The sequence below is a fragment of the Azohydromonas lata genome, assembly GCF_034427735.1.
GTDB classification, from domain to species: Bacteria; Pseudomonadota; Gammaproteobacteria; order Burkholderiales; family Burkholderiaceae_C; genus Azohydromonas; species Azohydromonas lata.
This window is the reverse complement of record NZ_JAXOJX010000079.1, coordinates 1-13,903: the sequence shown is the minus strand read 5'-3', so window position 1 is coordinate 13,903 and position 13,903 is coordinate 1. Positions and strand designations below refer to the sequence as shown.

Annotated in this window: 13 protein-coding genes and 2 tRNA genes; all 15 read right to left on the bottom strand. The window is 67.5% G+C overall.

The features are described 5' to 3' along the window. Positions 1 to 5: 5 nt before the first annotated feature. Positions 6 to 821, bottom strand: a complete 816-nt coding sequence (locus SM757_RS29430) for a caspase family protein (RefSeq protein WP_066341598.1) — start codon at positions 819 to 821, stop codon at positions 6 to 8. A gap of 334 nt (positions 822 to 1,155) precedes the next feature. Then, positions 1,156 to 1,232 (bottom strand) — tRNA-Pro (locus SM757_RS29425). A 392-nt stretch (positions 1,233 to 1,624) separates the two neighbouring features. Beyond that, positions 1,625 to 1,701: transfer RNA gene (locus tag SM757_RS29420), tRNA-Pro, on the bottom strand. Positions 1,702 to 1,733: 32 nt separating this feature from the next. Beyond that, the gene (locus tag SM757_RS29415; RefSeq protein WP_322468072.1) at positions 1,734 to 2,192 is read right to left on the bottom strand and encodes a MerR family transcriptional regulator; all 459 of its coding nucleotides are present in this window, start codon (positions 2,190 to 2,192) and stop codon (positions 1,734 to 1,736) included. 108 nt (positions 2,193 to 2,300) lie between these two features. Next, positions 2,301 to 2,663, bottom strand: a complete 363-nt coding sequence (locus tag SM757_RS29410) for an integration host factor subunit alpha (protein WP_066341596.1) — start codon at positions 2,661 to 2,663, stop codon at positions 2,301 to 2,303. Between the two features lie 16 nt (positions 2,664 to 2,679). After that, positions 2,680 to 5,103 carry a phenylalanine--tRNA ligase subunit beta gene (gene pheT / locus SM757_RS29405; protein WP_322468071.1) on the bottom strand — a complete coding sequence of 808 codons (2,424 nt, stop codon included), beginning with the start codon at positions 5,101 to 5,103 and terminating at the stop codon, positions 2,680 to 2,682. A gap of 15 nt (positions 5,104 to 5,118) precedes the next feature. Continuing rightward, on the bottom strand, positions 5,119 to 6,162 hold the full coding sequence (pheS, locus tag SM757_RS29400) for a phenylalanine--tRNA ligase subunit alpha (RefSeq protein ID WP_066341591.1): 1,044 nt from the start codon (positions 6,160 to 6,162) through the stop codon (positions 5,119 to 5,121). A gap of 147 nt (positions 6,163 to 6,309) precedes the next feature. After that, positions 6,310 to 6,666 carry a 50S ribosomal protein L20 gene (gene rplT, locus SM757_RS29395; protein ID WP_066341586.1) on the bottom strand — a complete coding sequence of 119 codons (357 nt, stop codon included), beginning with the start codon at positions 6,664 to 6,666 and terminating at the stop codon, positions 6,310 to 6,312. 25 nt (positions 6,667 to 6,691) lie between these two features. Next, the gene (rpmI, locus tag SM757_RS29390) at positions 6,692 to 6,895 is read right to left on the bottom strand and encodes a 50S ribosomal protein L35 (protein WP_029001830.1); all 204 of its coding nucleotides are present in this window, start codon (positions 6,893 to 6,895) and stop codon (positions 6,692 to 6,694) included. Between the two features lie 164 nt (positions 6,896 to 7,059). Further along, a complete protein-coding gene (gene infC, locus SM757_RS29385) occupies positions 7,060 to 7,608 on the bottom strand; it encodes a translation initiation factor IF-3 (protein ID WP_084267854.1) in 549 nt (182 codons plus the stop codon). 66 nt (positions 7,609 to 7,674) lie between these two features. After that, positions 7,675 to 9,594, bottom strand: coding sequence for a threonine--tRNA ligase (gene thrS, locus SM757_RS29380; protein WP_322468070.1), 1,920 nt, complete (start codon positions 9,592 to 9,594; stop codon positions 7,675 to 7,677). A gap of 241 nt (positions 9,595 to 9,835) precedes the next feature. Further along, positions 9,836 to 10,327 (bottom strand): glycine zipper 2TM domain-containing protein, encoded by a 492-nt coding sequence (locus tag SM757_RS29375; protein WP_066341582.1) that lies wholly within the window; start codon positions 10,325 to 10,327, stop codon positions 9,836 to 9,838. A gap of 170 nt (positions 10,328 to 10,497) precedes the next feature. After that, positions 10,498 to 11,064 (bottom strand): superoxide dismutase family protein, encoded by a 567-nt coding sequence (locus SM757_RS29370; RefSeq protein WP_066341580.1) that lies wholly within the window; start codon positions 11,062 to 11,064, stop codon positions 10,498 to 10,500. Positions 11,065 to 11,121: 57 nt separating this feature from the next. Then, the gene (locus tag SM757_RS29365; protein WP_322468069.1) at positions 11,122 to 13,467 is read right to left on the bottom strand and encodes a Tex family protein; all 2,346 of its coding nucleotides are present in this window, start codon (positions 13,465 to 13,467) and stop codon (positions 11,122 to 11,124) included. Positions 13,468 to 13,703: 236 nt separating this feature from the next. Next, on the bottom strand, positions 13,704 to 13,903 hold a 200-nt coding region (locus tag SM757_RS29360; RefSeq protein WP_322468068.1), incomplete at its 5' end, for a hypothetical protein.

Here is a 13,903-nt window from a genome sequence, read left to right as displayed (position 1 = left end):
TGGGTTCAGGCAAAGATCCTGGAGCGCCGCGCCGCGGCATCGCCCACGAGCTGCGGGCTTTGCGGGTAGCTCACCGAGGGCAGCATGGCCGGCGTGATGGCCTTGTGCCACTGCGCATAGGTCGCGTCCGCACCCAGGCCGCGCAGCGCCTTGAGCGCGTAGTAGGTGAAGGCGCCGTTGAAGCGGCCGGCGATGTGGGCGTCGTAGCTGAAGTGATTGGGCCCTTCCTGGCAGCCGGCCAGCAGCAGGTCGCCGCTGCGGCGCAGCATCAGCTTGGCCAGCGGGCTGCTGCCCTGCACGGCCGGCAAGGCGCGCGGCAGCGCGGCCGCATCCATCCAGTTGCCTATGGGCATGAAGCGCGGGCGGGTGGCGCGCGGGTCGGCATCGGGGTCGGCCGCGGCGCGGGTGACGGTGCCTGAGTGGCAGCTGTCGGCCACCAGCACCAGCTTCACCTTGGGCTGGCGGCGCAGGAAGAGCTCGTGGATCTCGTCGTCCAGCAGCGCGCCCTCGGTGCGTATGTCGTGGGGGCACAGCGCCTCGTCCAGGCCGTCCACCTCGTCGCCGTCGGTATCGGGCACGTAGGTGCCGTGGCCGGAGTAGGTGATGACGAGCACGTCGCCGCCCTGCCCCTGCTCGATGAGGCTGCCCATGGCCTGCGCCATGGCCGCCTTGGTGGCCTGGGCGTCCAGCAGCGTCGTCACGCCGAAGCCGCGCTGCTGCAGCTCCCTGGCCCAGTCCTGTGCGTCGTTGACGCAGCCCTGCAGGTCCATCCCGGTGCCGGGATAGTCGTTGATGCCGATGCACAAAGCCTTCTTTGCCATGTCGCCTCCGCAAGACCGGACTTCAGTGTCCGGCCCCCGTTAGCCTAGGGGGAGCGCCGGCGCGGCGCACCCCCTGTTTTCACGACTGCCAAAGGGGGTGGCGGGGCACTACGGCCCCGCAGTTCACCGGCAGGCCGACGAGGCGGACAGGACGATCGCAAACCGCTTGTGTGCGTCGAGCGCATGGAGTGCACGACGGGCACGTTCGTCGCCAGGCTACAAGGATGCGCACGCAACCCACAGCGCACCGCCCAGGCAACGGTGGCGCGCAACAAGGCCCGCGCCACAAAGCAAAAAGCCTGGTGTCTTGTGGACACCAGGCTTCGGCTTTTCTTGGTCGGGGTGGCGGGATTCGAACTCGCGACCCCTTGCACCCCATGCAAGTGCGCTACCAGGCTGCGCTACACCCCGACGACTGAAGCCGTAAGTATAACGCATATTTCGAGCCTTCCTTCAGCTTGCTAAGAAGAAGTTGCACAGGCATCTTCTGCATGAAAAGCAGCCGCCGTCATTGACCGATTGTGGCATCGAGGCTGCCGTGCCATGGCTTGCCATGCATCGAGCGATCCACGAGCAGTACAGCTACACCGTGCCCCCTCAGCCCTCAGCCCTCAGCCCTCAGCCCTCAGCCCTCAGCCCTCAGCCCTCAGCCCTCAGCCCTCAGCCCTCAGCCCTCAGCCCTCAGCCCTCAGCCCTCAGCCCTCAGCCCTCAGCCCTCAGCCGCCTCACATGGACACACGAGCTTCGCTCTGCCCAAAAAGCAAAAAGCCTGGTGTCTTGTGGACACCAGGCTTCGGCTTTTTTGGTCGGGGTGGCGGGATTCGAACTCGCGACCCCTTGCACCCCATGCAAGTGCGCTACCAGGCTGCGCTACACCCCGACGACTGAAGCTAGCAGTATAACACCAATTTGCTATTTGTGATCAAGCAGCGCGCGAATTTGAAGAAGTTCGGCGCGCAGCTCTTCGAGCAGGCCGCTCGGCTGGTCTTCGATGGAAGCCAGCGCCAGAGGAAGCTCGAAAGCTTGCTCGGCGGCGGGTGCCACGTCGCCCTGCGGCGACTGATCCGCTTCATCGGCCAGCGCCTTCGCCGCATGCAGCGCGGCACTGCGGGGCGACTCGTCGGCCAGCCGGTTGCGCGCACCGTTGATGGTGAAGCCCTGCTCGTACAGCAGGTCGCGGATGCGGCGGATGAGCAGCACTTCGTGGTGCTGGTAGTAGCGCCGGTTGCCGCGGCGCTTCATGGGCTTGAGCTGCGAGAACTCCTGTTCCCAGTAGCGCAGCACATAGGGCTTGACGCCGCAAAGCTCGCTCACTTCCCCGATGGTGAAGTAGCGCTTGGCGGGAATCTCGGGCAGCGGCGTCTTGTCCATTTTCAGGTGCTCCAACTGGAAGAGCTCGCCGCCCGCGCCTCAAGGCCCAGGCGGCCCCGCCAACCCCGCCAACCCCGACTGGCCCGGCCGGCCGTGGTCAACGCCGTCTTACTCGGCGTCGTCTTGGGCGTCGGCATCGCCCTGCACCAGCCCCTTGAGCTTGTGGCTCGCGTGGAAAGTCACGACGTTGCGCGCGTTGATGGGAATGGTCTCCCCCGTGCGCGGATTGCGCCCCGGGCGCGGCGCCTTGCGGCGGATGTTGAAGTTGCCGAAGCCCGACAGCTTGACCTCCTGGCCCTGCACCAGCGCGCCGTGGAGGATGTCGAAGAAGGCTTCGACCATGTCCTTGGACTCGCGCTTGTTCAGGCCCAGGCGTTCGAACAGCAGCTCGGACAGCTCGGCCTTGGTCAGCGTGGGCGTTTCTATGCTGGGCAGCAGCACGGCATCGGCCGGATTGGTGATGTCGTTCATGTCCGTGTGTCCCTCCTTATCCGCGCAACCGCACGCCCAAGCGCTGCTGCAGCCGCTGCAGCAACGCGGACATCGCGGCGTCCATGCGCTCGTCGGTGAGCGTGGCCTCGGGGTCCAGCAATTCGACGCGCACGGCCAGGCTGCGCTCGTTGGCCTCCATGCCGGCCACGGGCGTGGCGGGCTTGTAGATGTCAAAGAGCTTGGCCGAGCGTACCAGCGCACTGTCGTCGTCGAGGATGACGCTCATCAGGGCGTCATGGCCCAGGTCCTCGCGCGCCACCAGCGCCACGTCGCGCCAAGCCGACTGCAGCCGCGCAATGGGCTGGAAGGCCGGCACCGGGCGCTGCAGCAACGCGTCGAGCTCCAGTTCGAACAGCACCGGCGCCTGCGGCAGCTCGTAGGCCTGGCGCCAGCGCGGATGCAGCTCGCCCAACCAGCCCACGGCCACGCCGTCGATCTCGATGCGGGCGCTGCGGCCCGGGTGCAGCGCGGGGTGCGTGGCGGTCACGAACTTGGGGCTGAGCGGCGACAGCAGCGCTTGCACGTCGCCCTTGGCGTCGAAGAAGTCCACCGCGCGCTCGCGCTGGCCCCACTGCAGCTCCTGCGCGCTGCCGAAGGCCAGGCCCGCAAGGCGGCGCGGCTGATGCACGTTGGCCACCGTGGTGTCGGTGTCGGCCACCGAGCCGTCGCGCATGAACACGCGGCCGATCTCGAACACGCGCACGCGCGAGGCCTTGCGCGCGAGGTTGTAGCGCAGCACGTGAACCAGGCTGCCCAGCAGGCTGGAGCGCATCACCGCCAGCGGCGCGGCGATGGGGTTGAGCACGCGGATGGGGTCGGCGTTGCCGGCAAGCTCCGTCTCCCAGCGCTCCTCCACGAAACTGAAGTTGATGGTTTCCTGGTAGCCCAGGTCGGCCATCAGGTGGCGCAGCGCATGCGTGCTGCGCTGGTTCTCCGTCAGCACATGGGCGGTTACCGGCGCAACCGGCGGCGTATCGGGCAAGTTGTTGAAGCCGACGACGCGGATGACCTCCTCGATGAGGTCTTCCTCGATCTGCAGGTCGAAACGCCAGGTGGGGGGCGTCACCGTCAGCGTGCCCTCGCCTTGCGTGAAGGTCAGGCCCAGCCGCGTGAACACTTCGGCGCACTGCGCCTGTGTGACGGGCATGCCGATCACGCGCGCGGCGCGCGCCACGCGCAGCGTCACGGGCTCGCGCGCGGGCAGTTGCGTGGTCTGGTCGTCCACCGGGCCGGCTTCGCCGCCGCAGATCTGCTGGATCAGCCGCGTGAGGTGCTCGATGTGCTCCACCGTCTGCGCCGGGTCCACCCCGCGCTCGAAGCGGTGGCCCGCGTCGGTGCTGAAGTTGTAGCGGCGCGAGCGGCCGGCCACGGCTTGCGGCCACCAGAAGGCGGCTTCGACGTAGACGTTGCGCGTGTCATCGGACACGGCCGTGGCGTCACCGCCCATGATGCCCGCCAGCGATTCGACGGACTGCGCGTCGGCGATCACGCCCACGCTTTCGTCCAGCTCCACCGTGTTGCCGTTGAGCAGCTTGAGCTGCTCGCCCTTGCGGCCCCAACGCACCACCAGGTTGTCGTGGATCTTGTCGAGGTCGAAGATGTGGCTGGGACGGCCGTACTCGAACATCACGTAGTTAGAGATGTCCACCAGCGCGCTGACCGAGCGCTGGCCGCAGCGCTCTAGCCGCTCCACCATCCAGGCCGGCGTCTGGGCTTGCGGATTGATGCCGCGCACGATGCGGCCGGAGAAACGGCCGCAAAGGTCGGCCGCTTCGATGCGCACGGGCAGCCGCGCGTCATGGACGGCGGGCACGGGCTCGAACGTGGGCATCTTCAGCGGCGTGCCGGTGAGCGCGGAGAGCTCGCGGGCGATGCCGTACACGCTCAGGCAATGCGCCAGGTTGGGCGTGAGCTTGATGGTGAAAATGTGGTCGTCGAGCTTGAGCACGTCGCGCACGTTCGCGCCCACGGGCGCGTCGGCCGACAGCTCCAGCAGGCCGCCGTGGTCTTCGGAGAGCTTGAGCTCGCGGGCGGAACACAGCATGCCGAAGCTCTCGACGCCGCGCAGCTTGCCCAGCTTGATCTCGAAGGGCTTGCCGTCATCGCCGGGCGGCAGTTGCGCGCCGACGAGCGCCAGCGGCACGCGGATGCCGGCGCGGGCGTTGGGTGCGCCACAGACAATTTGCAGCGGGCCGTCCTTGGAGTGCTCGCCGGCGTCCACCTTGCACACGCGCAGGCGGTCGGCGTTGGGGTGCTGGACGGCTTCCAGGATCTCGCCCACGACGATGCCGCTGAAGGCGGGAGCGGCCGGGTGCAGCTCCTCCACTTCCAGGCCGGCCATGGTCAGCGTCTCGGACAGCTCGGCGGTGGTCAGGGGCGGATTGCAGAATTCTCGCAGCCAGGACTCGGGAAATTGCATGGTCGATCTCAGCCTTTACTTGAACTGCGAGAGGAAGCGCAGGTCGCCGTCGAAGAACAGGCGCAGGTCGTTGACGCCGTAACGGAGCATGGTCAACCGGTCCGGGCCCATGCCGAAGGCGAAGCCGATGTACTCCTCGGGGTCCAGGCCGAAGTTGCGCACGACGTTGGGGTGCACCTGGCCGGAGCCCGCCACTTCCAGCCAGCGGCCCTTGAGCGGGCCGCTGCTGAAGGCGATGTCCACCTCGGCCGACGGCTCGGTGAACGGGAAGAAGGACGGACGGAAGCGGATTTGCAGGTCGTCCGTCTCGAAGAAGTTGCGAAAGAAATCGGCGAAGACGGCCTTGAGGTCCTTGAAGCTGACGTTGCGGCCAATCCACAGGCCTTCGCACTGGTGGAACATGGGCGAGTGCGTCGCGTCGCTGTCCACGCGGTAGGTGCGGCCCGGTGCGATGACGCGGATCTCCGGCATCTCGCCGCCCTTGCCTGCATGCGCCTTGACGTGCTGCACGGCGTGACGCACCTGCATGGGGCTGGTGTGCGTGCGCAGCAGGTAGTCGCCTTGCGGGCCCTTGGCATCGACGTAGAAGGTGTCGTGCATGGAGCGCGCCGGGTGGTCGGCGGGCGTGTTCAGGGCCGTGAAGTTGAACCAGTCGTTCTCGATCTCGGGGCCGTCGGCCACGGCAAAGCCCATGGAGCCGAAGATGGCCTCGATGCGCTCCAGGGTGCGCGAGGTCGGGTGCAGGCCGCCCATGCCGCGCTGGCGGCCGGGCAGCGTGACGTCCAGCGCCTCGGCCTGGAGCTGGCGCTCCAGCTCCGCATCGGCCAGCGCCTGGCGGCGGGCGTTGAGGGCGGCCTCGACCTGCTGCTTCAGGGCGTTGATCTCGGCGCCGCGAGCCTTCTTCTGCTCAGGCGGCAACGCGCCCAGGCCCTTCATCAGTTCGGTCAGGCGTCCGGTCTTGCCGAGGTAGCGCGCCTTGGCGTTCTCCAGCTCGGCCGGCGTGGCGGCGGCAGCGAAGTCGGCACGCGCGGACGACACCAGGGGATCGAGGTCGTTCATGGAATGCGGGACGGGGGGCGGGGGCGATAAAAAAGGCCGGTCACCAGGTGCCGGCCTTCGGAGGGGTTGCCCAACCCGGGGAAACCGGGCCGGGGCAGCGCTCGGCGCGCCGTCACCCGGGGCAACGGCACACGGCGGGCGCGCGACTCAGGCGAGCTGGGCCTTCACCTTCTCGACGATGCTGCCGAAGGCGGCCGGATCGTTGACGGCCATGTCGGCCAGGACCTTGCGGTCGATCTCGATCTGGGCCTTCTTCAGGCCGGCCATGAACTTGCTGTAGGTCACGCCCAGGGCACGGGAAGCCGCGTTGATACGGGCAATCCAGAGCTGGCGGAACACGCGCTTCTTGGCACGGCGGTCGCGATAGGCGTACTGGCCCGCCTTCATCACCGCCTGCTTGGCGATGCGGAAGACGTTCTTACGGCGGCCGCGGAAGCCCTTGGCCAGGGCCAGGACCTTCTTGTGGCGGGCGCGGGCGGTTACACCACGTTTGACGCGAGGCATGGTTCTACTCCTTTAACCTTGAAGCTCAGAGGCCGGCGAAGGGCAGCATCGCAGCGATGTGGCCCATGTTGGTCTCATGCACGTTGGCAGCGCCGCGCAGCTGGCGCTTGTTCTTCGTGGTCTTCTTGGTGAGGATGTGGCGCTTGAACGCCTGACCGCGCTTCACGGTACCACCCGGACGGACGCGAAAACGCTTCTTCGCGCTGCTCTTGGTCTTCATCTTGGGCATGACTGCTCCTTGTAAGTGACCCTTGCGGGCGACCGCGGAAAACACTCCGCGGTGCTTGTCGGCCCGCAACGGCTTCTGTGTCGCGGCCACCACCTTGCAGCGGCAACCGGACCGTTGGCGCCACCGGTGACCAGACCGGCGATGCCTAACCCTGCTTGTGATGCTTACTTGCGCCGGGGCGCCAGCACCATGATCATCTGGCGGCCTTCGAGCTTGGGCATGTGCTCGACCACCGCCACGTCGGCCAGCTCGTCGCGAATGCGCTCCAGCAGCCGCATGCCGATTTCCTGGTGCGTGATCTCGCGACCGCGGAAACGCAACGTGACCTTGCCCTTGTCGCCATCTTCACCAATGAAGCGGCGCAGGTTGCGCATCTTGATCGCGTAGTCGCCTTCGTCCGTACCCGGGCGGAACTTGACTTCCTTGACCTCGATGACCTTTTGCTTGGCCTTGGCCTCGGCAGCCTTCTTCTGTTCCTGGTACTTGAACTTGCCGTAGTCCATCAGCCGGCACACCGGGGGATCCGCCGTGGCGGCAATTTCCACCAGATCGACGTCGGCCTCGCCGGCCATCCGCAACGCTTCCTGGATGCTCACGATGCCCAGCGGCTCGTTGTTTGGGCCGTTGAGACGCACCTGAGGCGCCATGATCTCCCGATTCAGCCGATGCTTACGCTCGGCATTCGGAGTGCGACGATCGAAAAAAGTAGCGATGGTTTGAACCTCGTGTCAGCCGAAGGCGGCGGCCATGGAATCGATCAGCACACGCTGCGGGGCAGCTCAGGCCTTGCTGGCAATGGCCTCGGCGATCTTTTGGCTGAAGTCGGTCGAGCTCATCACCCCAAGGTCCTGATTGCCCCGGGCGCGCACTGCAACGGTTCCGTTTGCCTTCTCCTTGTCGCCCACGACGAGGATGAACGGAACCTTTTGCAAAGAATGCTCGCGGATTTTATACGTGATCTTCTCGTTGCGCAAATCGGCCTGCGCTCTAACTCCTTGTTTTTGCAGCGCTTTCACCACTTCCTTGGCGTAATCGGCCTGAGCGTCGGTAATGGAGGCCACCACAACCTGCGTCGGCGCCAGCCACGCGGGCAGCGCGCCGGCGTGCTGCTCGATCAGGATGCCGATGAAACGCTCCAGACTGCCGACGATGGCACGGTGCAGCATCACGGGCGTGCGGCGCTCGCCGGACTCGGCCACGTACTCCGCGCCCAGGCGCTGCGCCATGGAGAAGTCCACCTGCATGGTGCCGCACTGCCACTGGCGGCCCAGCGCGTCCTTGAGCGTGTACTCGATCTTGGGACCGTAGAAGGCGCCGTCGCCAGGGGCAATAACGTAGTCGCAGCCTGAGCGCTTGAGGCTCTCGATGAGCGCCTGCTCGGCCTTGTCCCAGATCTCGTCGGAGCCGATGCGCGCCTCGGGCCGCGTGGCGACCTTGTAGAGGATGTCGGTGAAGCCGAAGTCCTTGTAGACCTTCTGCAGCAGCTCCGTGTAGGCCACGCATTCGTCGAGGATCATGTCCTCGGTGCAGAAGATGTGGCCGTCGTCCTGCGTGAAGCCGCGCACGCGCATGATGCCGTGCAGGCCGCCGCTGGGCTCATTGCGGTGGCACTGGCCGAACTCGCCAAAGCGCAGCGGCAGGTCGCGGTAGCTCTTGATGCCCTGCTTGAAGATCAGGATGTGGCCCGGACAGTTCATCGGCTTGAGCGCGTAGTCGCGCTTTTCCGACTCCGTCGTGAACATGTTGTCGCGGTACTTGTCCCAGTGGCCCGTGGCCTCCCACAGCGAGCGGTCGATGATCTGCGGACCCTTGACCTCCAGGTAGCCGTTGTCGCGGTACACGCGGCGCATGTACTGCTCCACCTCCTGCCACACGGTCCAGCCCTTGGGGTGCCAGAACACCACGCCCGGCGCGTGGTCGTCGATGTGGAACAGGTCCAGCTCACGGCCCAAGCGGCGGTGGTCGCGCTTCTCGGCCTCTTCCAGGCGGTGCAGGTACTGCTGCAGGTCGTCCTTGCTGGCCCAGGCCGTGCCGTAGATGCGCTGCAGCATCTCGTTGCGGTGGTCGCCGCGCCAGTAGGCGCCAGCCACCTTCATGAGCTTGAAGTGCTTGAGCTTGCCCGTGGAAGGCACGTGCGGGCCGCGGCAGAGGTCCTCGAAGTTGCCTTCGCGGTACAGCGAAACGTCCTGGTCCTGCGGGATGCTGGAGATGATCTCGGCCTTGTAGTCCTCGCCCAGGCCCTTGAAGTAGGCGACGGCCTCGTCGCGCGGCAGCACGCGGCGCTCGACCTTCTCGTCCTTCTTGGCCAGCTCGCCCATGCGCTTTTCAATGGCGGCCAGATCGTCCGGCGTGAACGGGCGCTTGTACGAGAAGTCGTAATAAAAGCCGTTTTCGATGACCGGGCCGATGGTGACCTGCGCTTCCGGGAACAGCTCCTTGACCGCGTAAGCCAGCAAGTGGGCCGTGGAGTGGCGGATGAGCTCCAGCCCGTCGGCGTCCTTGTCCGTGACGATGGCCAGCGGCGTGTCCTGCTCGATGCGGTAGCTCAGGTCCACGAGCTTGGCTTCCTTGCCGTGGCCGATGCGCCCGCCCAGCGCCGCCTTGGCCAGGCCGGGGCCGATGGAGGCAGCCACTTCGCCAATGGTGACGGGGGCAGGAAACTCGCGGCGCGAACCGTCGGGCAACTGGATGGCGATCATCGAAGGGACTCCGGAAATGAAAAAGCGCGGTGGGCAACCACCGCGCTTGAGATACGAAAAGGCAAAGGACAGACGCGCGGCAGCGAGCTACGAAACCTCGGTGAAGGTGGTAGTTCGCGGTGTCATAACCAGTGCTGCCTTTCTCGCTCTTGCTGAATTCGTCGGGGAAGACCCGGATTCTAGATCAGGCCGTCCAGCCCCTGTTCGAGCAGAGTCGCTGTTTCCAGGCCTGGACCGCGCCTCAATACCTATAAAGCTGCCCATCCTGCAGCCGCACGCGGTCGCCCACGCGCAAGTCGCCCAGCTCGGCATAGTCAAAAGCGCGCGCGCTGCCGTTGTCGAACTGCACGGAGACGCGGATCGCCCCGTTGCTGCTTTGCCCGCGCTCGATCTGGTTGCCGATCAGCGCCCCGCCCACGGCGCCCAGCACCGTGCCCACGTTGCGCGCCGAGGAGCTGCCGCCGAACTGGCGCCCAACCACCGCGCCGACCACGCCCCCCAGCACGGCACCGCCGCCGCTGGGCTCGGCACCCACGCGTTCTATGCGCGTGACCTGCCCGTACTGCACGTAGGACGGCTGCGGCTGCGGCTGCGCGGGCTGCGGCGTGCCCCAGCCATAGCCCGGCTGCTGCTGCGGCGGATACGCCACCGGCGGCCGACCCACGGGCTGCTGCGCGCAACCGGCCAGTACCGCCACGGCCAGCGCCACCCCCACGCACTTCTTCGTTTGCATCTCTTGCCAACTCCACGCGCCGGGATCGGCGCGCCTGAGCCAGCAACGCGCCAGCCCCGCGGGCGGTTGAAGCGCAATCTGCAACGGGTTGTTCCGGGGCGGGCGGACGGGCGCACGATGGCGCCACCCTGCCCGGCCGCGCCCATGCTGCGGCCGGCAGGCGGGCTCGATCAGCGCTTGGCGATCACGCCGCAGGCGATGCGCGGGCCGGAGTTGCCCGCGGGCTGCGAGCGGTAGTCGTCCGGGTTGGCGTGCAGCACGACGCCGCGGCCCACCACGTCGTTGGCACCGCCCACCGACACGCCCTGCAACATGATGCGCACGTCCACGTTGCCGCTGGCGTCGGTGCGCAGGTTGGGCATGTCGCCCGCGTGGTGCGGGGCGTCCTGGCCGCCGTGGGGCTGGTTGCCGGGGTTGTAGTGGCCGCCGGCGCTGGTGAAGTCCGGCGCCGAGCAGTCGCCCTTCTCGTGCACGTGGAAGCCGTACTCGGCATTGGGTTTCAGGCCGAAGAGCCGCGCATGCGCCATCACGTGGCCGCCCATGTCATGGAACATGACCGAGCCCGACACCGTCTGCCCCGTCGCGGGCGTGAGCGGGGCCATGGCCGAAGGCATGTTCATCATGCCGCCGTGGCCCATGCCCTCGCCCGGCCCGCCGTGGCCTTGGCTGGCGCAACCCGCCAGCACCGCGGCCGCCACCGCCAGACCCGCCACCTTGCCCAAGCTCGAAACCTTCATGGTCCGCTCCATGTTGTCGTGGATGAGGCCGCAACGATAACGCCGCGGCACCCGCGTTCAGCGCTTGCCTTGCAACTTGGCGAACGCCGCCGCCATCGCCCCTTGGGGCGCGGGAGCGCTGCCGCCGCCTGCGCGGCCGGCACGCTCCTGGCGACCGGCAGGGCGAAAAGCGTTCCCGCCCCCCGCATTACCGCCCGCGCCGCCGCGCGCCGCGCCCGCGTCGGTGCGCATGGACAGCGCGATGCGCCCGCGCGCCAGGTCCACCTCCACCACGCGCACCTTGACGATGTCGCCGGTCTTGACCACCTCGCGCGCGTCGGCCACGAACTTGTTGGCCAGCTGGCTCACGTGCACCAGGCCGTCCTGGTGCACGCCCAAGTCCACGAAGGCGCCGAACTGCGCCACGTTGCTCACCGTGCCCTCCAGCACCATGCCGGGCTGCAAGTCCTTGATGTCCTCCACGCCGTCGTTGAAGCGCGCCACCTTGAAGTCCGGCCGCGGGTCGCGCCCCGGCTTTTGCAGCTCGCCCAGGATGTCCTTGACGGTGATGGCGCCGAAGCGCTCATCGGCAAAGGCTTCCGGTTTGAGCTTGGCGATGACGTCAGAGTTGCCCATCAGGTCGCGGATGGGCCGGCCCGCCGCGGCGATGATTTTTTCCACCACCGGATAGGTCTCCGGGTGCACGCCGGACATGTCCAGCGGGTTGTCGCCGTCGCGGATGCGCAGGAAGCCCGCGGACAGCTCGAAGGTCTTGGGGCCCAGCCCCGTGACCTCCAGCAACTGGCGCCGGTTGCGGAAGGCGCCGTGCTGGTCGCGCCAGCGCACCACCGAGGCGGCCACGGTGGCGGACAGGCCCGACACCCGCGACAGCAGCGGGGCGGACGCCGTGTTGAGGTCCACGCCCACGCCGTTGACGCAGTCCTCTACCACCGCGTCCAGCGTGCGCGCGAGCTGGCCCTGGTTGACGTCGTGCTGGTACTGGCCCACGCCGATGCTCTTGGGGTCGATCTTCACCAGCTCGGCCAGCGGATCCTGCAGCCGCCGGGCGATGCTCACCGCGCCGCGCAGGCTCACGTCCAGCTCCGGCAGCTCCTTGCTCGCGAACTCGCTGGCGGAATAGACCGAGGCGCCCGCCTCGCTCACCACCACCTTCTCGATGCGCGCGTCGGGCGCGAGCTGCTGCAGCCGCTTGATCAGGTCGCCGGCGAGCTTGTCCGTCTCGCGGCTGGCCGTGCCGTTGCCAATGGCGATGAGGTTGACGCCGTGTGCGGCACACAAGCGCTGCAGCGTGTGCAGCGCACCGTCCCAGTCGCGCCGGGGCTCGTGCGGATAGACCGTGGCCGTGTCCAGCACCTTGCCCGTATCGCTCACCACCGCCACCTTCACGCCGGTGCGAATGCCCGGGTCCAGGCCCATGACCACGCGCTTGCCCGCGGGCGCGGCCAGCAGCAGGTCGCGCAGGTTCTCGGCAAACACCTTGATGGCCACGTCCTCGGCCTGCTCGCGCACGCGGCTGAAGAGGTCGCGCTCCAGGCTCAGGCTCAACTTGACCTTCCACGTCCAGGCGACCGTCTTGCGGATCAGCTCATCGGCCGGGCGCTTGCGGTGGCTCCAGCCCAGGTGGATGGCGATTTTTCCTTCGGCCAGCGAGGGCTGGCCGGGGACGAGTTCCTCGTCCAGCACCAGCCGCGCGTCCAGGATTTCCTGTGCCCGCCCGCGGAACACGGCCAGCGCACGGTGCGAGGGCATGGAGCGTATGGGCTCCTGGTGGTCGAAGTAGTCGCGGTACTTGGCGACCTCGGGGTTGTTCTCGTCCTTGCCGTCCACGCGCTTGCTGCGAAGGGACCCCTCGCTCCACAACCACTCGCGCAGCGGCCCAACCAGCGTGGCGTCCTCGGCCCAGCGCTCGGAGAGCAGGTCGCGCACGCCGTCCAGCACGGCGAAGGCGTCGGCAAAGCCGGCGTCGGGGTTGAGGAAGGCGGGGGCCTCGGCCATCGGGTCCAGCGACGGATCGGCCAGCAGCTTGTCCGCCAAAGGTTCCAGCCCGGCTTCGCGAGCAATCAGGCCCTTGCTGCGGCGCTTGGGCTTGAAGGGCAGATACAGGTCTTCCAGCTCCTGCTTGGTGGGCACGGCCGCGATGGCCGCGCGCAGCTCCGGCGTGAGCTTGCCCTGCTCGTCGATGCTCTTGAGCACCGCGGCGCGGCGGTCTTCGAGCTCGCGCAGGTAGGACAACCGGGCTTCGAGCTCGCGCAATTGCACGTCGTCCAGGGCGCCGGTGACTTCCTTGCGGTAGCGGGCGATGAAGGGGACGGTGGCGCCGCCATCAAGCAGCTCCACGGCCGCCTGCACTTGAGCGGGACGAACCTTGAGCTCGTCCGCAATCTGCAACAGGATTTTTTCCAACTCGGATCGCTTCAGGGTCTGGGAAAGCGCGCGAGTGTGCCACGCCGCCCCTGGGTATTCCCGAGTGTGAAATGCATCACGACCTGGCAGCCGGCCAGGTTTTCGGCTTCCACAACTCGTTTCACCACCGGGGCAGCGGAAACGTCCCGCTCGGTCATGCGCGGCTAGTCTTGCGCTGCCCAAAGTTTGGGCGCCCCCGCCGGCACGATTCGTGCCAAGCCGCTCCCCATGAACCCTTATTGCAGCGCCGCATGGCGACGCCGATCAGACAGCTTTGCCTGTTGCACTGCCCCCTGCGGGCCGCGGGCCATGGAGCGCGGGCGGATGCAAAGAACAACAAGCCCCGCGCCGCTTACAGGCAGGCGCGGGGCGCATGACGCCGCCAGACGCGGCGCCTGGCGCGCACGCAACCTGTGGAGCTGCGCGTCTTCGTCAA

What these genes read in the sequence shown, in the direction of transcription:
- SM757_RS29430 (WP_066341598.1), bottom strand. Translation starts at nt 821, where the DNA reads ATGGCAAAGAAGGCTTTGTGCATCGGCATCAACGACTATCCCGGCACC.
- SM757_RS29415 (WP_322468072.1), bottom strand. Translation starts at nt 2,192, where the DNA reads ATGGACAAGACGCCGCTGCCCGAGATTCCCGCCAAGCGCTACTTCACC.
- SM757_RS29410 (WP_066341596.1), bottom strand. Translation starts at nt 2,663, where the DNA reads ATGAACGACATCACCAATCCGGCCGATGCCGTGCTGCTGCCCAGCATA.
- pheT (WP_322468071.1), bottom strand. Translation starts at nt 5,103, where the DNA reads ATGCAATTTCCCGAGTCCTGGCTGCGAGAATTCTGCAATCCGCCCCTG.
- pheS (WP_066341591.1), bottom strand. Translation starts at nt 6,162, where the DNA reads ATGAACGACCTCGATCCCCTGGTGTCGTCCGCGCGTGCCGACTTCGCT.
- rplT (WP_066341586.1), bottom strand. Translation starts at nt 6,666, where the DNA reads ATGCCTCGCGTCAAACGTGGTGTAACCGCCCGCGCCCGCCACAAGAAG.
- rpmI (WP_029001830.1), bottom strand. Translation starts at nt 6,895, where the DNA reads ATGCCCAAGATGAAGACCAAGAGCAGCGCGAAGAAGCGTTTTCGCGTC.
- thrS (WP_322468070.1), bottom strand. Translation starts at nt 9,594, where the DNA reads ATGATCGCCATCCAGTTGCCCGACGGTTCGCGCCGCGAGTTTCCTGCC.
- SM757_RS29375 (WP_066341582.1), bottom strand. Translation starts at nt 10,327, where the DNA reads ATGCAAACGAAGAAGTGCGTGGGGGTGGCGCTGGCCGTGGCGGTACTG.
- SM757_RS29370 (WP_066341580.1), bottom strand. Translation starts at nt 11,064, where the DNA reads ATGAAGGTTTCGAGCTTGGGCAAGGTGGCGGGTCTGGCGGTGGCGGCC.